The sequence below is a fragment of the Streptomyces sp. NPDC044003 genome (assembly GCF_056435185.1).
In genome coordinates, this window is the sequence record NZ_JBWKFA010000001.1 from 195,878 (window position 1) to 221,012 (window position 25,135).

Genomic DNA, 25,135 nt, shown 5'->3' on the forward strand with positions numbered 1-25,135 from the left:
GGGTGCGAGAGGTCTGCGCGCGGGTCTGGGGCACGGTGTCCACTGCCGCGGGGGTCGTGCCGCGATTCAGTGGCCACTGCGGACCGGCGCGCTGCTGCCGATAATCATCGTGGTAGCAAGCACGCCGGAAGTCTGACACAGGTGGGGGACCGGCGGGACGGCGGTCTCACGATACGGGCAGTTGATCTCGCTTCTGCCCCGGGAGGGCGGCGCCGACGCGGCCCAGGTCGATGTCGCGGGTCTCCCGCATCGCGAGGTAGACGACCAGGGAGACGGCCGCGCAGCCCGCCACGTACCAGGAGAAGCCCGACTCGATGCCGGCGTTCTTGAACCAGAGCGCCACGTATTCGGCGGTGCCGCCGAAGAGGGCGTTGGCGATCGCGTACGGCAGGGCGACGCCGAGGGCGCGGATGCCGGTCGGGAAGAGCTCGGCCTTCACGCAGGCGTTGATCGAGGTGTAGCCGGTGACGACGACCAGCGCGAGGAGCGAGAGGCCGAGGGCCGGCCAGAAGGACCCGGCGCGCTTGAGGAGCGACAGGATCGGGACGGTGAGGAGGGTGGAGCCGACCGCGAAGGTGATGAGGAGCGGGCGGCGCCCGATCCGGTCGGAGAGCCGGCCGGCGAGCGGCTGCAGACAGGCGAAGACGATCAGGGCGCAGAAGGAGACCAGGGTGGCGGTCTGCTTGGGCAGTCCGGCGGAGTTGGACAGGTACTTGGTGAGGTAGGTGGTGTACGTGTAGTACGCCACGGTCCCGCCCATGGTGAGCGCGACGACGAGGAAGGCCTCCCGCCTGTGCGCCCACAGGGCCTTGAGGGTGCCCTGCTGTCCCTGGGCGACCCCGGCGTCGGCGGTCGCCTCGTACACCTCCGTCTCCAGCATGTTCCGGCGCAGATAGAAGACGACGGCCGCGCCGAGGGCGCCGACGACGAAGGGGATGCGCCAGCCCCACCCGTGCAGGGCCTCGGCGGAGAGGGTGTGCTGGAGGACGAGGAGCAGGCCGAGGCCGAGGATCTGTCCGGCGGTCATCGAGACGTACTGGAAGCTGGAGGCGAAGCCGCGGTGCTCGGGCGCGGAGGCCTCGGTGAGGTAGGTGGCGCTGGCCGCGTACTCGCCGCCGACGGAGAGGCCCTGGAGGAGGCGGGCGACGAGGAGGACGACGGCGCCGCCGTATCCGGCGACGGAGTACGTCGGCGCGACGGCGATCAGGACGGCGGAGGCGGACATCAGCGTCACGGTGAGGGTGAGCGCCGCCTTGCGGCCCTTCCGGTCGCCGACCCGGCCGAGGAGCCAGCCGCCGACGGGGCGCATGAAGAAGCCGACGGCGAAGATGCCGGCGGTGTTCATGAGCTTGGCGGTGTCGTCGCCCTCGGGGAAGAAGGCCCCCGCGAAGTAGGTGGCGAAGCTCGCGTACACGAACCAGTCGAACCACTCGACCATGTTGCCCGCCGAGCCGACCCAGATCTTCTTCCAGTGCTCTCGTCCCATGGGCAGGAACCGTGCCGGAGATCACGCGGGGCCAACAAGGCTGTAGCGGGCAACGATCGGGTGTACTTACGTGCGTTACGGTCGCGACAGCAGGCTCTGCTCGATGAACTCCCGTACGTGCGCGAGGACCTGCTCTCTCCCCGTGCCCGGGATGCCGACGGCGACGTGCACGCTGAAGCCGTCGAGGAGGGCCCGCATCCGGGTGGCGAAGCGGTCCGGGTCGACGGCCCGGAACTCCCCGCGCGAGACGCCCTCGGCGAGGATCGCGACCAGGTCCCGGTGCCAGGCCCCCTCGATGGCGGCCTGCCGGGCGCGGGCGTCGTCGTCGGCGTTCTGCGAGCGGTTCCAGACCTCCAGCCAGAGGGTCCAGTGCGGGTCCCGGGGCCCGACGGGCACGTACACCTCGACATAGCCGTCGAGCCGGTCGCGCACCGACCCCGGCCGGGACAGCAGCGCGCTCCGCTCGGCCCCGAGCCGCCCCTCGCTCCACTCCAGGGTCTGCAGGAGCAGCTCATCCTTGGTGCGGAAGTAGTAGAGCAGATGCCCACTGCTCATCCCGACCTCACGCCCGAGCCCGGCCATGGTCAGCCCGTCGAGCCCGCGCTCGGCGATGGTGTCCATGGCCGCGGCGAGCAGGTCCTCCCGGGGCGGGGCGGCCTGGTTCCGGCGGCGGGGGTGGGAGGGGGAAGGAGAGGGGTTGCTGCTCTGACTCACTCGTACGTTCTACAGGATGTGGCCGTCGGACCTCGCGCGAAGGCCGTGGCCAGGGCAGGATGGCCCGGTCACGTAGAGGATCCGGGGGGATCATGCGCCACCGCACCACCATGGCCTGCGCGCTCGCGGCCGGACTGCTACTCACCGTCACGGCGTGCGGGTCGGCCGAGGACGACAGGGCGGCCTGCAAGGCGGAGGTACTGAGGACGCTCGACGACCCCGGCTGGGTCGACAGCCCCGAGTTCCGGGCGGACTGTGAGGGGTTCGACGAGGAGGAGCGTCTCCGCATCACCCGCGAGGCCGCCGAAGAGTGGGGCAAGGCCCACTCCTAGACGACCGCCGACGGGACGGCCGGCGCGAACCCTTGAGGGGCGAGGCGCCCGCCCCGTCGGCGAGGCGCCCCACCTCGCTACACCGCCGGCTGCTGCTGCGTGATGCAGTGGATGCCGCCACCGCCCGCGAAGATCGTGCGGGCGTCGACCAGGACGACCTCGCGCTCCGGGAAGAGGCGGCGGAAGATCTCCGCGGCGAGCTCGTCGTGCGGGTCGTCGAAGGCGCAGAGGACGACGGCGCCGTTGCACAGGTAGTGGTTGATGTACGAGTAGTCGACCCAGTCGCCCTCCTCGTCCTTGAGGACCGTCGGGGCCGGGACCTCGATGACCTCCAGCGGGCGGCCCTGGGCGTCGGTCTCGCCGCGCAGGATGTTCACGTACATCCTGGACCGCTCGTAGTCCGGGTGGGCCGGGTCCTGCTGGCTGTGGACGAGGACCGTGCCGGGGCGGGCGAAGGCGGCGACGATGTCGACGTGGCCCTGGGTGCCGTAGAGGCCGTAGTCGCCGGCGAGGCCGTGCGGGAGCCAGATCGCCTTCGTCGTGCCGAGCTTGGCGTGGATCTCCTGCTCGACCTGCTCGCGGGTCCACTCGGGGTTGCGGCCGGAGCCGAGCTGGACGGTGTCGGTGAGGAGGACGGTGCCCTCGCCGTCGACGTGGATCGCGCCGCCCTCGTTCACGAGGGGGGAGGAGAGTACGGGGACTCCCGCCACGTCCGCGACATGGCGGGCGATCTTGGAGTCGTGCTCCCAGCGGGCCCAGTCCTGGGCGCCCCAGCCGTTGAACACCCAGTCCACGGCGGCGAGTTCGGTGCCGTCGGTGACGAAGGTCGGGCCGATGTCCCGCATCCAGGCGTCGTCGAGCTCGCGCTCGACCAGGTCGATCTCCGGGCCGAGGAGTGCACGGGCCGAGTCGGCGTCGCCGGGCGCGACGACCACCGTCACCGGCTCGAAGCGGCGGACGGCGCGGGCCACGGACGCCCAGGCCTCGCGGGCCTCGGCGAGCTCCTCCTCGTTGGTGAAGGTGGGGTTGGTGCTGGGCCAGGCCATCCAGGTGCGCTCGTGCGGCATCCACTCGGCGGGCATGCGGAAGGTCATGAGTCAGGTCCTAGAGGAAGTAGAGGCGGTTGAGGGAGACGGACTCGGCCGCCTCGGAACGGATCGGCGAGCCGTCGAGCGAGACGAGGCCCGTCCGGCCGTCGACCTGCACGTCGCCGACGCGGGAGTTGAAGACCAGGTCGGCGGGGCCGATGCCGCGGGTGCCGCGCACGGCCACCCGGCGGCGGCGGGTCGGCATCGCGTCGGAGCCGAGGTCGACGGCGGCCTGGGCGACGAAGGCGACGGAGATGTCGGCCGGGGTCGCTCCGTGGGCGCCGAACAGCGGTCCGAGGACGAGCGGTTCACAGGTGTCGGTGGCGGCGTTCGGATCGCCCACGACCCCCCACGCGGGGAAGCCGTTCTTGATGACCATCTGCGGCTTGGCGCCGAAGAACTCCGGCCGCCACAGCACGATGTCGGCCATCTTCCCGACCTCGATCGAGCCGATCTCGTGGGCGAGGCCGTGGGCGATCGCCGGGTTGACGGTGAGCTTGGCGATGTAGCGGAGGACGCGCGCGTTGTCGTCGTGCGCGCCGTCGCCTTCCATCGGGCCCAGCTCGGCCTTCATCTTCCCGGCCATGGCGAAGGTCCGGCGTACGGTCTCGCCGGCCCTTCCCATCCCCTGCGCGTCGGAGGAGGTGATCCCGATCGCGCCGAGGTCGTGCAGGACGTCCTCCGCGCCCATGGTCCCGGCCCGGATCCGGTCGCGCGCCATGGCGGCGTCGCCCGGGAGGTCGGTCTTCAGGTCGTGGACGGAGACGATCATCCCGTAGTGCTCGGCGACCGCGTCGCGGCCGAAGGGCAGGGTGGGGTTGGTGGAGGAGCCGATGACGTTCGGCACGCCCGCCATCTTCAGGACGTTGGGGACGTGTCCGCCGCCGCAGCCCTCGATGTGGAAGGCGTGGATCGTACGGCCTTCCAGGACCTTCAGGGTGTCCTCGACCGACAGACACTCGTTGAGGCCGTCCGAGTGCAGCGCGACCTGGACGTCGTGCTCCTCCGCGACCCGCAGGGCGGTGTCGAGGGCCCGGGTGTGGGCGCCCATGTCCTCGTGGACCTTGAAGCCCGAGGCACCGCCCTCGGCGAGCGCCTCGACGAGCGGCACTGGGTCCGAGGAGGAGCCACGGGCCAGGAAGCCGATGTTGACCGGCCACGCGTCGAAGGCGCTGAAGGCGTGCTTGAGGGCCCAGGGCGAGTTGACGCCGACGCCCCAGACGGGGCCGAACTCCTGGCCGATGATCGTGGTGACGCCGCTGGCGAGCGAGGCCTCCATGATCCGGGGCGACAGCAGGTGGACGTGGGTGTCGACGGCTCCGGCGGTGGCGATGAGGCCCTCGCCGGAGACGATCGAGGTGCCGGTGCCGACGACGACGTCGACGCCGTCGAGGGTGTCGGGGTTGCCGGCCCGCCCGATGGCGTGGATCCGGCCCTCGCGGATGCCGATGGACACCTTGCGGATGCCCTGCACGGCGTCGATGACCAGGACGTTGCTGATGACGACGTCGCAGGTCTCGCGGACGGCCGCGGCCTTGAGGTGGAGGCCGTCGCGGGCGGTCTTGCCGAAGCCGGCGAGGAACTCGTCACCGGGCTTCTGGGAGTCCGACTCGACACGCACGACGAGTCCGGAGTCGCCCAGGACGACCCGGTCGCCGGCGCGTGGGCCGTGCACGGAGGCGTACTCGTACGGGTCCATCAGTTGCCCTCCTCGTCGGGCGAGATTCCCAGGTAGCCGCAGGCGCGGGCCCTGCGCAGGGCCTCTTCCCGCGCGCCGGGCGCGTCCAGCGGGCCGTCGACCAGGCCCGCGAAGCCGATGGCGACGCGGGCGCCGCCGATCGGCACGAGCCCGACCTCGGCCTCGCCGCCCGGGTCGAAGCGGAAGGAGGCTCCGGCCGGGATGGCGAGCCGCATGCCGTAGGCGGCGGCCCGGTCGAAGTCGAGGCGCGGGTTGACCTCGAAGAAGTGGAAGTGGGAGGTGACGCTCACCGGGACCGTCGCCGTGTTCCGGACGCGTACGACGAGCGCCGGTTCGGCCTCCTCGTACGCGGGGCCGGGCAGCAGCGCGCCCGGCGCCTCGGCGCCCAGGCCGCCCCCGCCGATCGGGTCGGAGACGACCGCGAGCCGTGAGCCGTCGTCGAAGACGGCCTCGACGTGGACCTCGGTGACGACGTCGGCGACGCCCGGCAGGACGTCGTCGGGGCCGAGGACGGAGCGGGCCGCCTCGATGGCCTCGGCGAGTCGCTTGCCGTCGCGGGCCGCCTCGCAGACGGTGTCCGCGATGAGCGCCGTCGCCTCGGGCACATTGAGCCGCAGGCCACGGGCCCTGCGGGCGCGGGCGAGCTCGGCGGCGCCGAAGAGCAGCAGCCGATCGCGTTCCGTGGGGGTCAGTCGCACGCCCCAAACACCTCCTGCAATTCCGACACGTTTGAGCGACACTCTAAATGTTGAGACGCAAGCTTCCAAGCATTGACGTCGCCGACAGGCGTAGGTCACATTGAGCGCCGCTCTAAATTCGTCCCGTCCGCCCCCGCAGGGAGTCCTCATGCCGATAGAACAGCGCGGAGTCGACACCATCCCCGAGGCCGAACGCACCAGCGGCCCCCGCGACCTCGTCTCGATCCTGCTCGGATCCAACCTCTGTCTGGGGGTGATCGTCTTCGGCTGGCTGCCGGTCTCCTTCGGACTCGGCTTCTGGGCCTCGGTGAGCTCCGTCGTCACCGGCACCCTCGTCGGCGTCGCGGTCACCGCCCCGCTCGCGCTCGTGTCCCTCCGTACCGCGACCAACCTCTCCACCTCCTCCGGCGCCTTCTTCGGCGTCCGGGGCCGGCTCGTCGGCTCCGTGGTCGGGCTGCTGCTCTCGCTCGGCTACACCGCGCTGACCCTCTGGATCGGCGGCGACGTGATGGTGGGCACACTCGCCCGCCTGATCGGCCTGCCGACCGGCGGCGCGGCCCACGCCACCGTCTACGCGGTCCTGGCCGCCTGCACCGTGGTGGGCGCGGTGTACGGCTACCGGCTGCTGCTCCGGCTGAGCAAGGCGCTCGCGATCGGCATGACGGTGCTCCTCGCCGTCGGCCTGGCCGCCTACGCCGGCGACTTCACGACGGCGGCGGTGCCGGACACCCCGTACCTGCTCGGCTCCTTCTGGCCGACCTGGCTGCTCTCGGCCGTCGCGGCGGGGCTCAGCGGACCGGTCGCCTTCATCACCCTGCTCGGCGACTACACCCGGTACGTCTCCCCCGAGCGGCACAGCACGAAGACCGTGTTCCGGGCGACCTGCCTGGGTCTGACGGTGGGTCTGCTCGTGCCGCAGCTCTTCGGCACGTTCACCGCCCTGGCGGCGCGCGGCGGCCTGGAGTACGCGGGCCCGCTCGTCGACGCGTCCCCCGTCTGGTATCTCGTACCGCTGTTCGTCGCCGCCACCGCCGGCTCCGTCGGCAACGCCGGTCTGATGCTGTACTCGATGGGGCTCGACCTCGACGCGATCCTGCCGAAGGCCACGCGCGCGCGTGCCACCCTCGTCGTCGCGGCGGTGGCCACGGCCTTCGTCTTCGCCGGCCACTTCGCCTCGGACGCCCAGACGGCGATGACCTCGTTCGTGCTGCTGCTCACCGCGATCGGCACGCCGTGGGCGGTGATCACCCTCATCGGGCACGCGCGCTGTGGCGGGACGTACGACCCGGAGGCGCTCCAGGTCTTCAACAACCGCTCGCGCGGCGGGATCTACTGGTTCTCGGCGGGCTGGCACCCGCGCGCCACCGTCTCCTGGGCGATCGGTGCGGCCGTCGGCCTGGCCGCGGTGTCGACGCCGCTCTACGAGGGGCCGCTGCTCGCCCTGACCGGCGGGATCGACTGCAGCTTCGTGTTCTCGGGGATCGTGGGCGGCGCGCTGTACGCCGTCCTGACGCCGAACAGGGCTCCCGGGACCGTGACGACGGCCCCGGAAGCCCTGGCGGCGACGGAGTAGCTCCTACTTGCCGAGTTCGTGCATCCAGCCGTGGACGTCCTCGGACTTCCCGGTCTGGATGGCGAGCAGCGCCTCGCGCAGCTTCATCGTGACCTCGCCGGGCTCGCCGCCCGACTGCTGCCACTCGCCCCGGGCGGACTTGACCGTGCCGACCGGGGTGATGACGGCGGCGGTACCGCAGGCGAAGACCTCGGTGAGGGTGCCGTTCTCGGTGTCGGCCTGCCACTGGTCGATGGAGACGCGGCCTTCCTCGGGCTCGTACCCCAGGTCCTGGGCGAGCCGGAGGAGGGAGTCGCGGGTGATGCCCTCCAGGATGGAGCCGGTGAGGGCCGGGGTGACGATCTTGTTGCCGTACACGAAGTACAGGTTCATGCCGCCGAGTTCCTCGACCCACTTGTGCTCGACCGCGTCGAGGTAGCAGACCTGGTCGCAGCCCTTGGCCGCCGCCTCGGCCTGCGCGAGCAGCGAGGCCGCGTAGTTGCCGCCGGTCTTGGCGTCACCCATGCCACCGGGGACGGCGCGGACGCGGTCCTCCGAGGCCCAGATGGAGACGGGCTTCACGCCGCCGGGGAAGTACGGGCCGGCCGGCGAGGCGATGACGACGAAGAGGTACTCGTTGGCGGGGCGGACGCCCAGGCCGACCTCGGTCGCGATCATGAACGGACGCAGGTAGAGCGAGGACTCGCCGCCGTGCGCCGGAACCCAGGCCTCGTCGTGCCGGACGAGGACGTCACAGGCCTCGACGAAGGTCTCGACCGGCAGTTCGGGCATGCCGAGGCGGTGCGCCGAGCGCTGGAAACGGCGGGCGTTGGCGTCGGGACGGAAGGTGGCGACCGAGCCGTCGGGGCGGCGGTAGGCCTTCAGGCCCTCGAAGATCTCCTGCGCGTAGTGCAGGACGTTCGTGGCGGGGTCCAGGGAGAGCGGACCGTACGGCACGAGCTGGGCGTCGTGCCAGCCGCGGCCCTCGGTCCACCGGACGGTGACCATGTGGTCGGTGAAGTGGCGGCCGAATCCCGGGTTGGCCAGGATCGCCTCGCGCTCCGCGGCGGACAGCGGGCTGGAGGAGGGCTTGAGCTCGATCGTGGGCGTCGTCATGAGTGCGTGTCCTTCACCGGTTGTGATGGGGAGGACCGCGCGCGCACGTCGCTGCCGGGGACGACTGTCCCTGACGAGGCGGCGTCCGGGCATGCCCGTATGCCGCGGCCCCACGTTCGATTATCGCCCGTGGGGACCGCTGCGGAAAACGGGTGAGCGCGGTCCGGAGTTCGGGGGGAGCGCCCCGCGGCCGCGCATGGGGCAGCCGCCGGGCGCTGATGCGACCCGGCGGCTGCTGCTGATGTCAGTCGGCGCGGGTCAGCTCGCTACTCGCGCGGCGAGCGCGTCGCCGATCTCGTCCGTGGTGCGGACGCTGTCGCCGCGCTCGGTGAGGTCGGCCGCGACGGCCTCCTCGACCCGGGCGGCCTCGGTCTCGTAGCCGAGGTGGCGGAGCAGGAGGGCGACGGAGAGGACGGTGGCCGTGGGGTCGGCCTTGCCCTGGCCCGCGATGTCCGGCGCGGAGCCGTGGACCGGCTCGAACATGGACGGGAAGTCGCCGCTCGGGTTGATGTTGCCGGAGGCGGCGACGCCGATGCCGCCGGAGACGGCAGCGGCGAGGTCGGTGATGATGTCGCCGAAGAGGTTGTCGGTGACGATCACGTCGAAGCGGGCCGGGTCGGTGACGAGGAAGATCGTCGCGGCGTCGACGTGCAGGTAGTCGGTCGTGACCTCGGGGAACTCGGCCGCGACCTTGTTGAAGATGTTCGTCCAGAGGTGGCCGGCGAAGGTCAGCACGTTGTTCTTGTGGACCAGCGTCAGCTTCTTGCGCGGACGGGCCTGGGCGCGGGCGAACGCGTCCCGGACCACGCGCTCGACACCGAAGGCGGTGTTGACCGAGACCTCGGTGGCGACCTCGTGCTCGGTGCCCTTGCGGATGGTGCCGCCGTTGCCCGTGTACGGGCCCTCGGTGCCCTCGCGGACCACGACGAAGTCGATCTCGGGCTGCCCGGCGAGCGGGGTGGCGACGCCGGGGAGCAGCTTCGAGGGACGCAGGTTCACGTGGTGGTCGAAGGCGAAGCGGAGCTTCAGCAGGAAGCCGCGCTCCAGGACGCCGGACGGCACCGACGGGTCGCCGATGGCGCCGAGCAGGATGGCGTCGTGCTTCCTGAGGGAGTCGAGGTCGGCGTCGGTGAGGGTCTCACCGGTGGCGTGGTAGCGCTTGGCGCCGAAGTCGTACTCCTCGGTCTCCAGCTTCACGTCCTGGGGAAGGACGGCCGAGAGGATCTTGAGGCCCTGGGCCACGACCTCCTGGCCGATGCCGTCGCCGGGAATGACTGCGAGATTGATGCTGTGAGACATGTCGGCACCCTACTCTTCGTCCCATCGTCTGACACGTAACGTCCACCATGTGGACGAAGCGCCATGTCGGACGAGCGCGGACTCAGTGGCCGGTGGAGCCGCCGTTGTCACGGCGGTCGAGGGCGCGCTGGAGGGCGGCGGCGGCGTTCTGGCGGGCCTCGTCGCTGGGGCGGTTGACGGAGTGGCGGACGCGGCGGGCGGTCTGAGCGGCCATGAGGGATCGACTCCTTGAGATCAGTGGTGATCCGGATGTGCGGAGATCAGTGGTGATCGAAGGCGCCGGAAGGGGCGGGGAGCGCCGCCGCAGGGGTTGCCTGCACAGGGCGTCGCGCTCTCGACCGCCATTCGCTCGATGAAGCGAGACGTTCGGCTTCTACAAAGCTAGGGCAGGCCTCCTCATCTGTCTCCACAATTACTCGGACTTCCTACTATCTGAGACGGCGCTCAACGCTCCGTGGCCCGCAGCTCGCGGATGAGCGACCGCACGGCGAGGGATTTCGCCAGCTCAGGGGTGGTGACGTAGCCCACCGAGCGCGTCGGGCGCGCCGGACCGAGATCGGTGATCTCCACCGAGGGCGGTGCTCCGATCAGGGACAGTTCCGGCATCACGGCCATCCCGAAACCGGTGCCCACCATCGAGAGCACCGCGCCGTCGTCCTCGGCCTCCACGGTCGCCGCGGGCAGCCATTCCTGGGCCGCCCACCACTCCCGGGTGTACGAGGTGCAGTTCTCCGCCCAGTCGACCAGCGGCAGGGTGCGCGGCGCCGGATGCCCGGCGGGGTGCACGAGCGCGTACCCCTCCTCCAGGAGGACGCCCCCGACCAGCCCGGGCGGCACCGGCGAGGTGGTCCCGACGGTCGCGATGCCGATGTCGGCCCGCCCGTCGAGGACTTCACCCGCCGTGCCGCGCCCCACCTCCCGTACGATCCGCACCTCGGGCACGACCTCCGGGTGGCGGGCCGTCAGCCGCTCCAGCGCCCGGGGAAGCAGGTGCAGGGCGGCGCTGCGGAAGACGGCGATCCGCAGCGGTCCCGCGAGGGTGCCGTTCGCCGCCCCCCGCACCTCCGCGCCCATCACCTCGAGGAGCCGCAGCACCCGCCGGGCATGGCCGAGCGCCCGCTCCCCCGCCGGCCCCGCGCAACCTCTTCGACCTGGTCGGCAAGAGCATCCGGCTCGAAGGCTTCCTGGTCCGCAACCACATGGACGCCCAGGAGGAGCTGTACGACCTGGCCGTGCCGCACCTGCGGAGCGGGGCGCTGCCGCTGGATGTGACGGTGGTGGAGGGCTTCGAGCACATCGTGACCGCGTTCCTGGGGATGCTGCGCGGCGAGAACCTCGGAAAGATGCTGGTCGCCGCAGAGTAGCCGTACAGCTATCTAGATTGCATTCCTACCTAGCTGGTGATCCAATAGCCCCATGGCCGCAGACCGCAGATCCAGCTGGCTCAAGGGAGTCCTCGACCTGCTCGTCCTCTCCCGCCTGACCGACGGCGAGAGTTACGGGTACGAGATCGCCAAGGCGCTCGCCGAAGCGGGGCTCGGTGAGATCAAGGGCGGGACGCTCTATCCCGTACTGAACCGCCTGGAGGAGGCCGGCCTCGTGGAGGCGGAGTTCCGCGCCGCCGAGCGCGGCCCCGGCCGCCGCTACTACCGGCTCACGCCCCTCGGGCGGGAGCGGCTCACCGCCGAGAGCGGGGCGTGGCTGACCTTCCACCGCGCCGTACGGACCATGCTCAGCCCAGGGGGAACGACACGATGACCACCGACGCCTACTTCGCCGAGCTCTCCGGCTCACTGCGCGCCGCGCACGTGCCGGACGAGCAGATCGCCGCCACCGTCGAGGACCTGCGGGCCCACCTCGCGGAGACGGGCACGGCCCCGGAGGAGGAGTTCGGCCCCGCCGCCGCGTTCGCCGCGCAGCTCGGCGGCCTCGCGCCCGCGCCCGGCGAACCGGACGAGCGCGCGGAGAACTGGACCTGGACCGCCGACCTCTTCAACGACCGGCGGATGCTGGCCGTCCACGGCGACCAGGGCTGGGAGGTGGAGTCGCTCGACGCGGTCGGCCGGTTCGTCTGCCGCCGGTCGCCCGGCTCGGCGCTGCGCTGGGAGTACCGCCGCGAGGTGATCGCCGGGCGCCGGCGGAGCCGCGTACTCGACGAGCTCACGCCGGAGGGCTGGGAGCTGTGCGGGGAGTGGCTGGTGTACGGCTACTTCAAGCGGCCGTGCGCGGCGACCGCGGGCCCGGCCGGCACCGTGGGGACCCCGCCGGCCACCCCGCAGCGGTGGCTGTTCCTGAGCCGCCGGGGCAAGGCGGTGCTCGCGGCCTGGTGCGTCCTGGTCGGCGGCGCGCTGTCGGCCTTCTTCATCGGGGTGCTCGGCACCGGCGGGCTCGCGATCACCATCGCCCTCGCCTCCATGCTCTCGGCCGTCTACACCTCGCACCTGGAGACGGCCGCGGGCCGCGCCCGGAACCGGGGCTGACGCACCCTCACATCACGTCGCCGTCCCGCCAGTCGAAGACCAGCGGGGCGGCGGGGTCCGGCAGGGCCAGGCGGCCCGCCGGGCGCAGGAAGACGGAGCCCTCCTCCTCGGCGAGGCGGACGATCCCCTCGGGCCCGAGCACCTCGAGCCGCCCTTCCCAGACCTGCCAGCCGCGCGCCCGGTAGAGCGCGGCCCCCGCGTCGGAGGCGCTGAGCGCCCCGAAGGCGTACGTCCCGTCGACGACCCGTTCCAGCTCGGCCATCACGGCGCCGCCGAGCCCCTGCCGTCTGCGATCGTCCCGGACGGCGACCCCTTCGACGTATCCGACGCGGTGCGAGCGCCCCCGGTGGAGCACCCGGCGCTGCGCGACGGCGCCGTGGGCGGCGATGCCCCGCTCGTCCTCGATCCAGGCGTGGACGCCGCCGAGGGTGTGGTCCCAGTCGTCCTCGAAGAAGTCGCCCTCGAAGGCGGTGTCGAGCATCTCGCGTACGGAGCGGAGCCGGGCCGCGCCGAGTTCATGGGTGGGAGCCATCCTCACGGTCATCCACCCACACTAACCCCTCACATGCCATTGACAGGTTACCTATGCCCTGCTTGAATTCACCTCATAACCAGTGAACGGCATTTAAGGGGTTAGGGATAATGTCCACGCTGCCGATCCACCACCGCACCGTCACCGTCCGGGGTCACGAGATCGCCTACCGCGAGGCCGGCCCGGCCGACGCCCCCGTCCTGCTCCTGCTGCACGGCTTCCCCACCAGCTCGCACATGTTCCGCGACCTGATCCCGCTGCTCGCCGACTCCTACCGGCTGATCGCCCCCGACCACCTGGGCTTCGGCCGCAGCGCCGCACCCTCCGCCACCGACTTCGACTACTCCTTCGCCGAACTGGCCGCACTCACCGCCGAGTTCACCGAGGCCCTCGACCTGGACCGGTTCGCGCTCTACATCCAGGACTACGGCGCCCCCATCGGCCTGCGCCTCGCCCTCGCCCACCCCGAGCGGATCACCGCGATCGTCACCCAGAACGGAAACGCCTACGAGGAGGGCCTCGGCGCCGAGGCCTGGGCCCCCGTCCTCGCCCTGATCGAGGAGCGCACCCCCGAGACCGAGGAGCCGGTCCGCGCCCTCCTCTCCCTGGAGGGCATCCGGTGGCAGTACGAGACGGGCGTCCCCGCCGAGTACCGGGACCTGCTCAGCCCCGACGCCTGGCACCACGACGCCGCCCTGGTGGCCCGCGAGGGCCAGGACGGCATCCAGCTGGGCCTGCTCGCCGACTACGGCACCAACTTCGACCTGTACCCGGCCTTCCACGAGTACTTCCGCACGAGCCGGGTCCCCCTCCTCGCCGTCTGGGGCGAGGGCGACCAGGTCTTCGTCCCCGCGGGCGCCGAGGCCTTCCGCCGCGACCTCCCGGACGCCGAGGTCCACCTCCTGCCCACGGGCCACTTCGCCCTGGAGACCCACGCGCCGGCGATCGCCGAGCTGATCGGCGACTTCCTCAAGCGTCACGTGGGGGCATGAGAAACGGAGGACCGAGAAAGGGGGAATGAGAACCGCCCCCGTCCTCAATTGGGGGTAGAGGAGGGGGGCGGTGATCAGGGGCCGCTCACGCGGCGGGCGGGCGTCAGCCCATGTGCGGGTAGCCGTACTCCGTCGGCGGGACCAGCGTCTCCTTGATGGCGCGGGTCAGCGTCCAGCGCATCAGGTTCTGCGGGGCACCGGCCTTGTCGTTGGTGCCGGAGGCGCGGCCGCCGCCGAAGGGCTGCTGGCCGACGACGGCGCCGGTCGACTTGTCGTTGATGTAGAAGTTGCCCGCGGCGAAGCGGAGCTTCTCCATCGTGTACGCGGCGGCCGCACGGTCGCCGGAGATGACCGAGCCGGTGAGGGCGTAGTCCGAGACCGACTCCATCTGGGTCAGCATCTCGTCGTACTTGTCGTCCTCGTAGACGTGGATCGCCAGGATCGGGCCGAAGTACTCGGCCTTGAAGACCTCGTTCTCCGGGTCGTCGCAGACGATGACGGTCGGGCGGACGAAGTAGCCCACCGAGTCGTCGTAGGTGCCACCGGCGATGATCGTGCAGCTCGGGTCGGCCGCGGCACGGTCGATCGCCGCCTTGTTCTTGGCGAACGAGCGCTCGTCGATGACGGCACCGATGAAGTTCGACAGGTCGGTGACGTCACCCATGGTGATGCCGTCGATCTCGGCCGCGAACTCCTCCTTGAAGCCGTCGTTCCAGATGGACGCCGGGACGTACGCGCGGGAGGACGCGGAGCACTTCTGGCCCTGGAACTCGAAGGAGCCGCGGTTCAGCGCGGTCTTCAGGACGGCGCGGTCGGCGCTGGGGTGGGCGACGACGAAGTCCTTGCCGCCGGTCTCGCCGACGATCCGCGGGTACGAGCGGTACTTCTCGATGTTGTTGCCGACCGTCTTCCACAGGTGCTGGAAGGTCTTGGTCGAGCCGGTGAAGTGGATACCGGCCAGGTCGCGGTGGTTCAGGGCCACCTCGGAGACGGCGATGCCGTCGCCGGTCACCAGGTTGATGACGCCCTTCGGCAGGCCGGCCTCCTCCAGGAGCTCCATGAGGAGCACGGCGGAGTGGGTCTGCGTCGGGGACGGCTTCCAGACCACCACGTTGCCCATGAGGGCGGGGGCGGTGGGCAGGTTGCCCGCGATGGCCGTGAAGTTGAACGGCGTGATCGCGTAGACGAAGCCCTCCAGCGGGCGGTGGTCCAGACGGTTCCACACACCCGGGGAGTTCGCCGGCGGCTGCTCGGCGAGGATCTGGCGGGCGTACGCCACGTTGAAGCGCCAGAAGTCGACGAGCTCGCACGGGGTGTCGATCTCGGCCTGCTGGGCGGTCTTCGACTGGCCGAGCATGGTCGACGCGGCCAGCGTCTCGCGCCACGGGCCGGCGAGCAGCTCGGCGGCGCGCAGGATGATCGCGGCGCGGTCGTCGAAGGACATCGCGCGCCAGGCCGGGGCCGCGGCCAGAGCGGCGTCGATGGCGTCCTGGGCGTCCTGCTCGGTGGCGCCGCGGAAGGTGCCGATGACGGCCTTGTGGTTGTGCGGCTGGACGACCTTGAACTCCTCGCCGCCGCCGAGGCGCTTCACGCCACCGATGGTCATCGGCAGCTCGCGCGGGTTCTCGGCCAGCTCCTTGAGCTTGACCTCAAGACGGGCGCGCTCGGGCGAACCGGGGGCGTAGCTGTGCACCGGCTCGTTGACCGGAGCGGGGACCTGGGTGACAGCGTCCATGAGTCTCGATACTCCTTGTGAGAGGTGGGCTCAGCCCTTGGTGAGGATGGAGCGGACGAAGAAGAGGAGGTTGGCCGGCTTCTCCGCGAGGCGGCGCATGAAGTAGCCGTACCAGTCGGTGCCGTACGCGGTGTAGACGCGCATGCGGTGGCCCTCGGCGGCGAGCCGGTTCTGCTCCTCGGAGCGGATGCCGTACAGCATCTGGAACTCGTACTCGTCCAGCTTGCGGCCGGCGCGGCGGGCCAGCTCCTGGCCGATGGAGATCAGGCGCGGGTCGTGCGAGCCGATCATCGGGTAGCCCTCGCCGTCCATCAGGATCTTCATGATCCGGACGTACGCCTTGTCGATCTCGGGCTTGTCCTGGATGGCGACGGAGGCGGGCTCCTTGTAGGCGCCCTTCACGATGCGCACGCGGGAGCCGTTCGCGGCGAGGCGGCGGGCGTCGTCCTCCGTGCGGAAGAGGTACGCCTGGATGACGCAGCCGGTCTGCGGGAAGTCCTTCCGCAGCTCCTCGTGGATGGCGAACATCGAGTCGAGGGTGGTGTGGTCCTCGGCGTCCAGGGTGACGGTGGTGCCGATCTCGGCGGCGGCCTCGACGACCGGGCGGACGTTCGCGAGGGCCAGCTCGTGGCCGTTCTCCAGGGACTGGCCGAACATCGACAGCTTCACGGACATCTCGGCGCGGGCGCCGAGGCCCAGCTCCTTGAGGCGGCCGATGAGCTCCAGGTAGGCGTCCCGGGCGGCGTACGACTGCTCGACGGTGGTGATGTCCTCACCGACGACGTCGAGGGTGACCTCCAGGCCGCGGCCGCTCAGCTCGGAGACGATCGGGACGACGTCGTCGACCGTCTCACCGGCGATGAAGCGGGCGACGACCTGCTTGGTCCCGGGGGCGGCCGAAACGAGACGGCGCATCTTGTCGCTGCGCGACGCGGCGAGGATCACGGGACCCAGCACGGGGCACCTCCAAAAGGCAAAGGTAGGACGGGGCCATAACCGGATCAAGGGAACGAACCGGGAACAGCACGGAGAACCACCGTGAAACCTATGGATCGCTCCGATCCTCTGCCATCGACAGCTGTCACGCATCCGCGCACGGCATCTCATACACATGTCTGAAGGGGTGCGAGAATGGCGCTGTGAAGGGCGATTACCAAGAACTGGTCGACGAGATCTCCGCGCTGCTCGGCGCCCCCGCCACGCTGGAGAACCGCGACTTCGGACTGATCGCCTTCGGGGCGCACGACAGCGACGACGACGCCGCGATGGACCCCGTCCGGACGCGGTCGATCCTGACCCGGAAGTCCACGCCGGCGGTCCGCGCCTGGTTCGAGGGTTTCGGCATCACCCGGGCCACCGGCCCGGTCCGCATCCCGGCCGCCCCGGACGCGGGGGTGTTCCGGGACCGGATCTGCCTTCCCGTACGCCATCGGGGGGTGGTCCTCGGATACGTGTGGCTGCTCGACGCGGAGCCCGGCCCCCCGCCCGAGCGGCTGACCGCCGCGATGGACGTCGCCGCCCGCATCGGCGACCTCCTCGCCGACGAGGAGCGCGCGGACGCCGACCTCTCCCGCGAGTTCGTCGCGGTGCTGACCGCCGGGCGCGGCTGGCAGAGCGACATGGCCGTCGCCGCCCTCCGGGCGGCCCTCGGCCCCAGCGCGGACGGCCTGCACACCCTCGTCTGCGTGACCCCCTGGCACGGCGAGGCCCCCTCGATCCGCGCGGTCCCCGGCGCGGCGGCGGTCGCCGCGCTGCCCGAGGGCGACTCCCTCGCCGTCCTCGTACGGCTGCGCACGGCCGAGGACCTCTCCCCCGCCCACACGGCCGCCGACCGGCTGCGCGGCACCGCGCCGGCCGGCGTCGCGACCCCCCGCCGGGGCCTCGCGGACCTCCCGGCGGCCTGGCGCGAAGCCAACACGGCGGCCCGGGCCGCCGCGGCGCAGCCGACGCTCGGACCGGTCGCCGACTGGGCCGGGATCGGCCCGTACCGCCTGCTCGCGGCGCTCTACCACCCCGAGATCGACCCCGTCGTCGCCCCGCTCCTCGCCCCCGCCCACACCGAACTGGCCCGCACCGCCGAGGTCTTCCTCGACAACGCCGGCCAGGCGGGCCGCACGGCGGCCGCCCTCGGCATCCACCGCCAGACCCTCTACTACCGGCTGTCCCGCGTCGAACAGCTCACCGGCCTGGACCTCGACGACGGCGAGGACCGCCTCCTGCTCCACATGTCGCTGAAGTCGGCCCGTCTGTAGGCCTCCGGGTCGACGGCGCCTCAGGGCCGTGTCCGGGTCGTCCCTGATGTCCCGGCGCCGCCGGAGGCCCTACCGTCTTGAGTGGTGTGAGCGTCGGACGGCGAACGGGCGAGGGGCGTCATGAAGGCATGGGTGCAGGACCGGTACGGATCGGCGGACGTGCTGGAGTTCGCGGAGGTCGAGCGGCCGGTGCCGGGCGAGCGGGAGGTGCTCGTCCGCGTCCACGCCGCCGCCGTGAACGCGGCGGACTGGCACCTGATGCGGGGCGACCCCTATGTGGCCCGGCTCGCCCTCGGCCTGCGAAGACCGAAGGAGCGGATCCGGGGCAGGGACTTCGCGGGCCGCGTCGAGGCCGTGGGCGCCGGGGTGACCGGGCTGCGCCCCGGGGACGAGGTCTTCGGGGAGGCCCCCGGGACCTTCGCCGAATACGTCTGCGCCTCCGAGGAGGCGACGGAGCGCAAGCCGGCCGGCCTGACCTTCGAGCAGGCGGCGGCGATACCGCTGGCGGGCAACACCGCCCTGATGGGGCTGCGGGACCTGGGGAAGGTGCGGCCGGGCGCGAAGGTACTGATCAACGGGGCTTCGGGGGGCGTCGGCACCTTCGCCGTCCAGCTCGCGAAGGCCTTCGGCGCCGAGGTGACGGGGGTGTGCAGCACCCGGAACGCGGCGCTGGTCCTCGGGCTCGGCGCGGACCGCGTCGTCGACTACACCCGCGAGGACTTCACCACCGGCGGGGACCGCTACGACCTGGTGTTCGACCTGGTGGGCAACCGGTCACTGTCCGAGCTCCGGCGGGTCCTCTCCCCCGCGGGCGTGCTCGTCCTGTCCGGCGGCGGGGTCTTCGAGGGGGGCAGCGCCTTCGGGCCGATGGGGCTGATCCTCAAGGGCCGGTGGCTCTCCTTGTTCTCCGGCCGCCGGCTCCGCGTCCTCACGGCGGAGCCGCGCCGGGAGAACCTGGCGGCGCTGCGGGAACTCGCCGAGAGCGGCGGCATCGCCCCGGCGGTCGAGCGGACCTATCCGCTGGACCAGGCGGCGCGGGCCCTGCGGTACGTCGAGGAGGAGCACGCCCGCGCGAAGGTCGTCCTCAGCTGTCCTCCCCCATCAGGACCTTGAGGCCCGCGGTGAGGTCGTCCGCGGTCGGCGCCGTCTCCGGGTCGACCATCCACTGGATCATGACGCCGGTGGCGAGGGCCTGACAGAGCAGTCCCGCGACCCGGGCCTTCTCGGGGTCGGCGTCGGGGTCGAGGCCCAGGAAGCCCTCGGCCATCCCCAGCCGGCCCTCGCGCTGCGGCTCCTTGATGGCGTCGCGGAGCTTCTCGTCGTCGTCGAGCCGGGTGACGATCTCGGTCTGGAGCTTCCAGACCGGCCTGCTCGCCTCGGCCGCGCCGATGACCTGCTCCCAGACGGCGTGGAAGCGCCGGTACGGGTCGGCCGGGAGCGCCTCGGCGCCCTCCGCGGCCGCGGCCCCGGCCTGCTCCCCCCACTCCTCGGTGAGGGCGAGGAAGGCCTGCTGGAGCAGGGCGTCCTTGGAGCCGTAGTGGTAGCCGATGGAGGCCAGGTTGGTGCCGGACGCGGCGACGATGTCGCGCGCCGTGGTGCGTCCGTACCCCTTCTCCAGGAGGCAGCGCTTGGCGCCTTCGAGGAGGTCTTCCTTGTGTCCCATGACAGCACTGTACCCGGTCGATAGACGCTTGTGTAAGACGAGCGTCTATCGACCGGGTACGGGGTGCGCCGGAAGCGTCAGATCAGGTTGACCGAGCGGGCCGAGGCCGCGCCGATCTCCTCCGCGATCTCCGCGAGCACAGCGGCCGGGACGGTGTCGTCCACGGTGAGGACGACGAGCGCCTCGCCGCCCTCCTCCGCGCGCGCCACCTGCATGCCGGCGATGTTCAGACCGGCCTCGCCGAGGATCCGGCCGACGGTGCCGACGACACCCGGACGGTCCTCGTAGCGCAGCACGACCATGTGGTCGGCGAGCGCCACGTCCACGTCGTAGTCGCCGACCGCGACGATCTTCTGGAGGTGCTTGGGACCGGCGAGCGTACCGGAGACCGCGACCTCCTCGCCGCTCGAGAGCGTGCCGCGCACGGTGACCACGTTGCGGTGGTCGGGCGACTCGGAGCTCGTCGTCAGACGGACCTCGACACCGCGCTCCTGCGCGAACAGCGGAGCGTTGACGTACGACACGGTCTCGTCGACCACGTCCTCGAACACGCCCTTGAGCGCGGAGAGTTCGAGCACCTTCACGTCGTGCTGGGTGATCTCGCCGTACACCTCGACGTCGAGACGGGCCGCGACCTCGCCCGCGAGGGCGGTGAAGATCCGGCCGAGCTTCTCGGCGAGCGGCAGACCCGGCTTCACGTCCTCGGCGATGACACCGCCCTGGACGTTGACCGCGTCCGGGACCAGCTCGCCGGCGAGCGCCAGGCGCACCGAACGGGCGACCGCGATGCCGGCCTTCTCCTGGGCCTCGTCCGTGGAGGCGCCGAGGTGCGGGGTGCAGACGACCTGGTCGAGCTCGAAGAGCGGGGAGTCCGTGCAGGGCTCCTTGGCGTACACGTCGAGGCCCGCGCCGGCGACCCGGCCCTCCTTGAGCGCCGAGTACAGCGCCGCCTCGTCCACGATCCCGCCGCGCGCGGCGTTGACGATGCGGACCGAGGGCTTGACCTTGTGCAGGGCCTCGTCGCCGATGAGACCGATGGTCTCCGGGGTCTTCGGCAGGTGGACGGTGATGAAGTCGGCGGCCTCGAGGAGCTCGTCCAGGGCGAGGAGCTTCACGCCCATCTGGGCGGCGCGGGCCGGCTGCACGTAGGGGTCGTACGCGACGATCTTCATGCCGAAGGCGGACATGCGCTGGGCGACCAGGACGCCGATGCGGCCGAGGCCGACGACACCGAGGGTCTTCTCGCTCAGCTCGACGCCCGTGTACTTGTTGCGCTTCCACTCGCCGTTCTTCAGCGCGGTGTTGGCCTGCGGGATGTTGCGCGCGGTGGCGACCAGCAGACCGCACGCGAGCTCGGCGGCGGTGACGATGTTCGAGGTCGGGGCGTTGACGACCATCACGCCGGCCTTGGTGGCGGCGGAGACGTCGACGTTGTCCAGGCCGACACCGGCGCGGGCGACGACCCGCAGCTTCTCGGCGGCGGCGATGGCCTCGGCGTCGACCTTGGTCGCGGAGCGGACCAGGATCGCGTCCACATCGGCGATGGCGGGGATCAGCTCGGCGCGGTCGGCGCCGTTGCAGTGCCGGATCTCGAAGTCCGGGCCCAGCGCGTCGACGGTGGCGGGCGACAGCTCTTCAGCGATGAGTACGACAGGTTTCGAGCTCACGTGAGTCCTCACAGGTCCAGTGCGGACGGCCGTCCCGACGGCCGCAGGCGGTGGAGGGGGCTTGCCGCGTGAAAGCGCACGACGCTGTGGGCCTGACGCGTATGTTGTTGAGAAGTGTAGTGGTGCACCGGCGCACTTCATGCGCCTCGTTGGAAGGATCACCCGTCCGTGGTTGGACGGGGTGTCCAACGATGTGGGAAGGGGCCGGACAGTGTGTCCGGCCCCCACCCGGAAGGCTTACGCCTCCTCGTCGTTCACCCAGCTCATGAGCTTGCGCAGCTCCTTGCCGGTGGTCTCCAGGAGGTGGTCGGCGTCCTGCTTCTTGTACTCGTTGTACTTCTTCAGACCGCCGTGGTACTCGGCCATCCACTCCTTGGCGAAGGTGCCGTCCTGGATCTCCGCGAGGACCTTCTTCATCTCGGCCTTGGTGGCGTCGGTGATGATCCGCGGGCCGGTGACGTAGTCGCCCCACTCGGCGGTCTCGGAGACCGACCAGCGCATCTTCTCCAGGCCGCCCTCGTACATGAGGTCGACGATGAGCTTCAGCTCGTGGAGGCACTCGAAGTAGGCGATCTCCGGCTGGTAGCCGGCCTCGGTCAGGGTCTCGAAGCCCGCCTTGACCAGAGCCGCGGTGCCACCGCAGAGGACGGCCTGCTCACCGAACAGGTCGGTCTCGGTCTCCTCGGTGAAGGTCGTCTTGATGACGCCGGCGCGGGTGCCGCCGATGCCCTTGGCGTACGAGAGGGCCAGCGCGAAGGCGTTGCCCGTCGCGTCCTGCTCGACGGCCGCGATGCACGGAACGCCGCGGCCCTCCTCGTACTGACGACGGACCAGGTGGCCCGGGCCCTTCGGGGCGACGAGGGCGACGTCGATGCCCTCGGGCACCTTGATGAAGCCGTAGCGGACGTTCAGACCGTGGCCGAAGAAGAGCGCGTCGCCCTCCTTCAGGTGGTCCTTGATGGACTCCTCGTAGACCTGGGCCTGGATCGGGTCCGGGGTCAGGATCATGATGAGGTCGGCCTCTTCGGCCGCCTGGGCGACGGAGACGACGCGCAGGCCCTGCTCCTCGGCCTTGGCCTTGGACTTGGAGCCCTCCTGGAGACCGACGCGGACGTCGACACCGGAGTCACGGAGCGACAGCGCGTGGGCGTGGCCCTGGCTGCCGTAGCCGATCACAGCGACCTTGCGGCCCTGGATGATGGACAGGTCGGCGTCGGCGTCGTAGAACAGCTCGGCCACTGGGATTCTCCTTGAGGTGCTGGTGTTGCATCCCACCGTACGGCGGGGAGCGGGAGGAAAGTTTTCGGGTCTCGTCAGTCGGACCGCCGGACGGACCGGCGGTTGACCGTCGACGACTCAGGCGCTGCGGTCGAGGGCCCGCAGGGACCGGTCCGTGATGGACCGGGCGCCACGCCCTATGGCGATCGTGCCGGACTGCACGAGCTCCTTGACGCCGAACTGCTCCAGCATCTTGAGCATGGCGTCGAGCTTGTCACTCGAACCGGTGGCCTCGATGGTGACCGCCTCGGGCGAGACGTCCACGGTCTTGGCGCGGAACAGCTGCACGATCTCGACGATCTGGGAGCGGGTCTCGTTGTCGGCGCGGACCTTCACCAGGACGAGCTCGCGCTGGATCGCAGCGCTGGGCTCGAGTTCGACGATCTTCAGGACGTTGACCAGCTTGTTGAGCTGCTTGGTCACCTGCTCCAGGGGCAGGTCCTCGACATTGACCACGATGGTGATGCGGGAGATGTCGGGGTGCTCGGTGACGCCCACGGCGAGCGAGTCGATGTTGAAGCCGCGACGGGAGAACAGGGCGGCGATCCGGGCGAGGATGCCGGGCGTGTTCTCGACGAGAACGGAGAGCGTGTGCTTGGTGGACATGTCTGGGTCTCTTCCTTTTCGCTCTGCTCGCTCAGTCGTCTTCGCCGTCGCCGAAGTCGGGGCGGACGCCCCGCGCGGCCATGACCTCGTCGTTCGAGGTGCCGGCGGCGACCATCGGCCAGACCTGGGCGTCCTCGTGGACGATGAAGTCGATCACGACCGGGCGGTCGTTGATGGCGTTGGCCTCGGCGATGACCTTGTCCAGGTCGGCCGGGTCCTCACAGCGCAGGGCGACACAGCCCATGGCCTCGGAGAGCTTGACGAAGTCGGGGACGCGGGTGCCCTTGTTCGCCTGGATGTCGTCCGGGCCGGAGTGCAGGACGGTGTTCGAGTAGCGCTGGTTGTAGAAGAGCGTCTGCCACTGACGGACCATGCCCAGGGCGCCGTTGTTGATGATGGCGACCTTGATCGGGATGTTGTTCAGGGCGCAGGTGGTGAGCTCCTGATTGGTCATCTGGAAGCAGCCGTCGCCGTCGATCGCCCAGACGGTGCGGTCCGGCATGCCGGCCTTGGCGCCCATCGCGGCGGGGACCGCGTAGCCCATCGTCCCGGCGCCGCCGGAGTTCAGCCAGGTGGCCGGCTGCTCGTAGTCGATGAAGTGGGCGGCCCACATCTGGTGCTGGCCGACGCCCGCGGCGAAGATCGTGCCCTCGGGGGCGAGCTGGCCGACGCGCTGGATGACCTGCTGCGGTGAGAGGCTGCCGTCCTCCGGCAGGTCGTAGCCGAGCGGGTAGGTCTCGCGCCAGCGGCTCAGGTCGCTCCACCAGGCGCTGTAGTCGCCCTTGTTGCCCTCGCTGTGCTCGGCCTGGACGGCCTGGACCAGGTCGGCGATGACCTCGCGGGCGTCACCGACGATCGGGACGTCGGCGGCGCGGTTCTTGCCGATCTCGGCCGGGTCGATGTCCGCGTGGACGATCTTGGCGTACGGGGCGAAGCTGTCGAGCTTGCCGGTGACGCGGTCGTCGAAGCGGGCGCCGAGGGCGACGATCAGGTCGGCCTTCTGCAGCGCGGTGACGGCGGTGACCGCGCCGTGCATGCCGGGCATGCCGACGTGCAGGGGGTGGCTGTCGGGGAACGCGCCGAGCGCCATCAGGGTGGTGGTGACCGGGGCGCCGGTGAGCTCGGCGAGGATCTTCAGCTCGGCGGTGGCACCGGCCTTGATGACGCCGCCGCCGACGTACAGGACGGGCCGCTTGGCGGCGCTGATCAGCTTGGCGGCCTCGCGGATCTGCTTGGCGTGCGGCTTGGTCACCGGGCGGTAGCCGGGCAGGTCGGTCTGCGGCGGCCAGCTGAAGGTGGTCTTCGCCTGGAGGGCGTCCTTGGCGATGTCGACCAGGACCGGGCCCGGGCGGCCGGTGGAGGCGATGTGGAAGGCCTCGGCGATCGTCCGCGGGATGTCCTCGGCCTTGGTGACGAGGAAGTTGTGCTTGGTGATCGGCATCGTGATGCCGCAGATGTCCGCCTCCTGGAAGGCGTCCGTGCCGATGGCCTTCGAGGCGACCTGGCCGGTGATCGCGACGAGCGGGACCGAGTCCATGTGCGCGTCGGCGATCGGGGTGACCAGGTTGGTCGCGCCGGGGCCCGAGGTCGCCATGCAGACGCCGACCTTGCCGGTGGCCTGGGCGTAACCGGTGGCGGCGTGGCCCGCCCCCTGCTCGTGGCGGACGAGGATGTGACGCACCCGCTGCGAGTCCATCATCGGGTCGTAGGCGGGGAGGATCGCGCCGCCGGGGATGCCGAAGACGGTGTCGGCGCCCACTTCCTCGAGAGAACGGATGAGGGACTGCGCACCCGTGACGTGCTCGACGGTGGCGGCGGGCTGCGCGCCGTTACGGGGCCGCGGCTGCGGATGGTGCCCGGTGGCCTGCTCGGTCATCAGCTTCTCTTCTCGAGGCAGAGGGTTTTTGCGAGGGTTTGGGACGCTTTTGGGGTGAGCCAGTGCAACA

Annotated in this window: 24 protein-coding genes; 7 read left to right on the top strand and 17 right to left on the bottom strand. The window is 71.0% G+C overall.

Features of this window, described 5'->3' with window-relative positions; translation table 11 throughout:
• Nucleotides 1-166: 166 nt before the first annotated feature.
• Complete coding sequence (locus AC07AW_RS00900; RefSeq protein ID WP_478813403.1) at nt 167-1,486, bottom strand: MFS transporter; 1,320 nt, start codon at nt 1,484-1,486, stop codon at nt 167-169.
• A 75-nt stretch (nt 1,487-1,561) separates the two neighbouring features.
• Nucleotides 1,562-2,122 (bottom strand): TetR/AcrR family transcriptional regulator, encoded by a 561-nt coding sequence (locus AC07AW_RS00905; RefSeq protein WP_478814360.1) that lies wholly within the window; start codon nt 2,120-2,122, stop codon nt 1,562-1,564.
• 170 nt (nt 2,123-2,292) lie between these two features.
• On the opposite strand from AC07AW_RS00905, the gene AC07AW_RS00910 reads away from it, so the two are divergent.
• Complete coding sequence (locus AC07AW_RS00910) at nt 2,293-2,532, top strand: hypothetical protein (protein ID WP_478813404.1); 240 nt, start codon at nt 2,293-2,295, stop codon at nt 2,530-2,532.
• A gap of 77 nt (nt 2,533-2,609) precedes the next feature.
• Here the strand turns inward: AC07AW_RS00910 and AC07AW_RS00915 are convergent, their stop codons facing one another.
• Genes AC07AW_RS00915 through ureA form a run of 3 tightly spaced genes read right to left on the bottom strand, consistent with a single transcriptional unit; the run spans nt 2,610 to nt 6,017 of the window.
• Nucleotides 2,610-3,626: an agmatine deiminase family protein gene (locus AC07AW_RS00915; protein WP_478813405.1), complete on the bottom strand. Its 1,017-nt coding sequence runs from the start codon at nt 3,624-3,626 to the stop codon at nt 2,610-2,612.
• A gap of 10 nt (nt 3,627-3,636) precedes the next feature.
• Complete coding sequence (locus tag AC07AW_RS00920) at nt 3,637-5,319, bottom strand: urease subunit alpha (protein ID WP_478813406.1); 1,683 nt, start codon at nt 5,317-5,319, stop codon at nt 3,637-3,639.
• Nucleotides 5,319-6,017 carry an urease subunit gamma gene (ureA, locus tag AC07AW_RS00925; protein WP_478813407.1) on the bottom strand — a complete coding sequence of 233 codons (699 nt, stop codon included), beginning with the start codon at nt 6,015-6,017 and terminating at the stop codon, nt 5,319-5,321. The genes AC07AW_RS00920 and ureA overlap by 1 nt, the downstream gene beginning before the upstream one ends.
• A gap of 148 nt (nt 6,018-6,165) precedes the next feature.
• Here ureA and AC07AW_RS00930 point away from each other — a divergent pair, with 148 nt between their 5' ends.
• Nucleotides 6,166-7,590 (top strand): cytosine permease, encoded by a 1,425-nt coding sequence (locus AC07AW_RS00930; RefSeq protein ID WP_478813408.1) that lies wholly within the window; start codon nt 6,166-6,168, stop codon nt 7,588-7,590.
• 3 nt (nt 7,591-7,593) lie between these two features.
• Here AC07AW_RS00930 and AC07AW_RS00935 read toward each other — a convergent pair whose 3' ends face one another.
• The 4 genes from AC07AW_RS00935 to AC07AW_RS00950 form a co-directional block, all read right to left on the bottom strand.
• Nucleotides 7,594-8,685 carry a branched-chain amino acid aminotransferase gene (locus tag AC07AW_RS00935; RefSeq protein WP_478813409.1) on the bottom strand — a complete coding sequence of 364 codons (1,092 nt, stop codon included), beginning with the start codon at nt 8,683-8,685 and terminating at the stop codon, nt 7,594-7,596.
• A 258-nt stretch (nt 8,686-8,943) separates the two neighbouring features.
• Nucleotides 8,944-9,984 (bottom strand): 3-isopropylmalate dehydrogenase, encoded by a 1,041-nt coding sequence (locus tag AC07AW_RS00940; RefSeq protein WP_478813410.1) that lies wholly within the window; start codon nt 9,982-9,984, stop codon nt 8,944-8,946.
• A gap of 82 nt (nt 9,985-10,066) precedes the next feature.
• Nucleotides 10,067-10,198, bottom strand: a complete 132-nt coding sequence (locus AC07AW_RS00945; protein WP_256961924.1) for a hypothetical protein — start codon at nt 10,196-10,198, stop codon at nt 10,067-10,069.
• A 230-nt stretch (nt 10,199-10,428) separates the two neighbouring features.
• Entirely contained in the window at nt 10,429-11,343 is a 915-nt protein-coding gene (locus tag AC07AW_RS00950; RefSeq protein WP_478814361.1) for a LysR family transcriptional regulator, read from the bottom strand.
• Nucleotides 11,344-11,400: 57 nt separating this feature from the next.
• On the opposite strand from AC07AW_RS00950, the gene AC07AW_RS00955 reads away from it, so the two are divergent.
• On the top strand, nt 11,401-11,742 hold the full coding sequence (locus AC07AW_RS00955) for a PadR family transcriptional regulator (protein WP_478813411.1): 342 nt from the start codon (nt 11,401-11,403) through the stop codon (nt 11,740-11,742).
• Nucleotides 11,739-12,464: a hypothetical protein gene (locus AC07AW_RS00960; RefSeq protein ID WP_478813412.1), complete on the top strand. Its 726-nt coding sequence runs from the start codon at nt 11,739-11,741 to the stop codon at nt 12,462-12,464. Before AC07AW_RS00955 ends, AC07AW_RS00960 begins: the two co-directional genes overlap by 4 nt.
• A 7-nt stretch (nt 12,465-12,471) precedes the next feature.
• Here the strand turns inward: AC07AW_RS00960 and AC07AW_RS00965 are convergent, their stop codons facing one another.
• Complete coding sequence (locus tag AC07AW_RS00965; protein ID WP_478813413.1) at nt 12,472-13,008, bottom strand: GNAT family N-acetyltransferase; 537 nt, start codon at nt 13,006-13,008, stop codon at nt 12,472-12,474.
• A 98-nt stretch (nt 13,009-13,106) separates the two neighbouring features.
• Here AC07AW_RS00965 and AC07AW_RS00970 point away from each other — a divergent pair, with 98 nt between their 5' ends.
• Nucleotides 13,107-13,988, top strand: a complete 882-nt coding sequence (locus AC07AW_RS00970) for an alpha/beta fold hydrolase (protein WP_478813414.1) — start codon at nt 13,107-13,109, stop codon at nt 13,986-13,988.
• 103 nt (nt 13,989-14,091) lie between these two features.
• On the opposite strand, the gene pruA is transcribed toward AC07AW_RS00970, so the two are convergent.
• Nucleotides 14,092-15,723, bottom strand: coding sequence for an L-glutamate gamma-semialdehyde dehydrogenase (gene pruA / locus AC07AW_RS00975; protein ID WP_478813415.1), 1,632 nt, complete (start codon nt 15,721-15,723; stop codon nt 14,092-14,094).
• Nucleotides 15,724-15,753: 30 nt separating this feature from the next.
• The gene (locus tag AC07AW_RS00980) at nt 15,754-16,680 is read right to left on the bottom strand and encodes a proline dehydrogenase family protein (protein ID WP_123455539.1); all 927 of its coding nucleotides are present in this window, start codon (nt 16,678-16,680) and stop codon (nt 15,754-15,756) included.
• Between the two features lie 182 nt (nt 16,681-16,862).
• Between AC07AW_RS00980 and AC07AW_RS00985 the strand changes: the two genes are divergently transcribed.
• Together AC07AW_RS00985 and AC07AW_RS00990 are read left to right on the top strand one after the other, a co-directional pair.
• A complete protein-coding gene (locus AC07AW_RS00985; protein ID WP_478813416.1) occupies nt 16,863-17,975 on the top strand; it encodes a PucR family transcriptional regulator in 1,113 nt (370 codons plus the stop codon).
• Nucleotides 17,976-18,095: 120 nt separating this feature from the next.
• Nucleotides 18,096-19,088, top strand: coding sequence for an NAD(P)-dependent alcohol dehydrogenase (locus tag AC07AW_RS00990; RefSeq protein WP_478813417.1), 993 nt, complete (start codon nt 18,096-18,098; stop codon nt 19,086-19,088).
• On the opposite strand, the gene AC07AW_RS00995 is transcribed toward AC07AW_RS00990, so the two are convergent.
• The 5 genes from AC07AW_RS00995 to AC07AW_RS01015 form a co-directional block, all read right to left on the bottom strand.
• Nucleotides 19,060-19,638 carry a TetR/AcrR family transcriptional regulator gene (locus tag AC07AW_RS00995; RefSeq protein ID WP_478813418.1) on the bottom strand — a complete coding sequence of 193 codons (579 nt, stop codon included), beginning with the start codon at nt 19,636-19,638 and terminating at the stop codon, nt 19,060-19,062. The two genes, AC07AW_RS00990 and AC07AW_RS00995, sit on opposite strands and share 29 nt — an antisense overlap.
• Before the next feature lie 77 nt (nt 19,639-19,715).
• Entirely contained in the window at nt 19,716-21,305 is a 1,590-nt protein-coding gene (gene serA, locus AC07AW_RS01000; protein WP_478813419.1) for a phosphoglycerate dehydrogenase, read from the bottom strand.
• A gap of 237 nt (nt 21,306-21,542) precedes the next feature.
• A complete protein-coding gene (gene ilvC / locus AC07AW_RS01005; RefSeq protein ID WP_478813420.1) occupies nt 21,543-22,544 on the bottom strand; it encodes a ketol-acid reductoisomerase in 1,002 nt (333 codons plus the stop codon).
• A 117-nt stretch (nt 22,545-22,661) separates the two neighbouring features.
• Nucleotides 22,662-23,189: an acetolactate synthase small subunit gene (gene ilvN, locus AC07AW_RS01010; RefSeq protein ID WP_030222540.1), complete on the bottom strand. Its 528-nt coding sequence runs from the start codon at nt 23,187-23,189 to the stop codon at nt 22,662-22,664.
• Between the two features lie 31 nt (nt 23,190-23,220).
• Nucleotides 23,221-25,065 carry an acetolactate synthase large subunit gene (locus tag AC07AW_RS01015; RefSeq protein ID WP_392156791.1) on the bottom strand — a complete coding sequence of 615 codons (1,845 nt, stop codon included), beginning with the start codon at nt 25,063-25,065 and terminating at the stop codon, nt 23,221-23,223.
• Nucleotides 25,066-25,135 lie beyond the last annotated feature (70 nt).

Excerpts from the sequence above, each read along its gene's own strand:
- AC07AW_RS00955 (WP_478813411.1), top strand. The coding sequence starts at position 11,401 with ATGGCCGCAGACCGCAGATCCAGCTGGCTCAAGGGAGTCCTCGACCTG.
- AC07AW_RS01015 (WP_392156791.1), bottom strand. The coding sequence starts at position 25,065 with ATGACCGAGCAGGCCACCGGGCACCATCCGCAGCCGCGGCCCCGTAAC.
- AC07AW_RS00900 (WP_478813403.1), bottom strand. The coding sequence starts at position 1,486 with ATGGGACGAGAGCACTGGAAGAAGATCTGGGTCGGCTCGGCGGGCAAC.
- ilvN (WP_030222540.1), bottom strand. The coding sequence starts at position 23,189 with ATGTCCACCAAGCACACGCTCTCCGTTCTCGTCGAGAACACGCCCGGC.
- AC07AW_RS00940 (WP_478813410.1), bottom strand. The coding sequence starts at position 9,984 with ATGTCTCACAGCATCAATCTCGCAGTCATTCCCGGCGACGGCATCGGC.
- AC07AW_RS00945 (WP_256961924.1), bottom strand. The coding sequence starts at position 10,198 with ATGGCCGCTCAGACCGCCCGCCGCGTCCGCCACTCCGTCAACCGCCCC.
- AC07AW_RS00915 (WP_478813405.1), bottom strand. The coding sequence starts at position 3,626 with ATGACCTTCCGCATGCCCGCCGAGTGGATGCCGCACGAGCGCACCTGG.
- AC07AW_RS00930 (WP_478813408.1), top strand. The coding sequence starts at position 6,166 with ATGCCGATAGAACAGCGCGGAGTCGACACCATCCCCGAGGCCGAACGC.
- AC07AW_RS00920 (WP_478813406.1), bottom strand. The coding sequence starts at position 5,319 with ATGGACCCGTACGAGTACGCCTCCGTGCACGGCCCACGCGCCGGCGAC.
- pruA (WP_478813415.1), bottom strand. The coding sequence starts at position 15,723 with ATGGACGCTGTCACCCAGGTCCCCGCTCCGGTCAACGAGCCGGTGCAC.
- AC07AW_RS00990 (WP_478813417.1), top strand. The coding sequence starts at position 18,096 with ATGAAGGCATGGGTGCAGGACCGGTACGGATCGGCGGACGTGCTGGAG.
- AC07AW_RS00970 (WP_478813414.1), top strand. The coding sequence starts at position 13,107 with ATGTCCACGCTGCCGATCCACCACCGCACCGTCACCGTCCGGGGTCAC.
- AC07AW_RS00995 (WP_478813418.1), bottom strand. The coding sequence starts at position 19,638 with ATGGGACACAAGGAAGACCTCCTCGAAGGCGCCAAGCGCTGCCTCCTG.
- AC07AW_RS00965 (WP_478813413.1), bottom strand. The coding sequence starts at position 13,008 with ATGACCGTGAGGATGGCTCCCACCCATGAACTCGGCGCGGCCCGGCTC.
- AC07AW_RS00935 (WP_478813409.1), bottom strand. The coding sequence starts at position 8,685 with ATGACGACGCCCACGATCGAGCTCAAGCCCTCCTCCAGCCCGCTGTCC.
- AC07AW_RS00910 (WP_478813404.1), top strand. The coding sequence starts at position 2,293 with ATGCGCCACCGCACCACCATGGCCTGCGCGCTCGCGGCCGGACTGCTA.
- AC07AW_RS00960 (WP_478813412.1), top strand. The coding sequence starts at position 11,739 with ATGACCACCGACGCCTACTTCGCCGAGCTCTCCGGCTCACTGCGCGCC.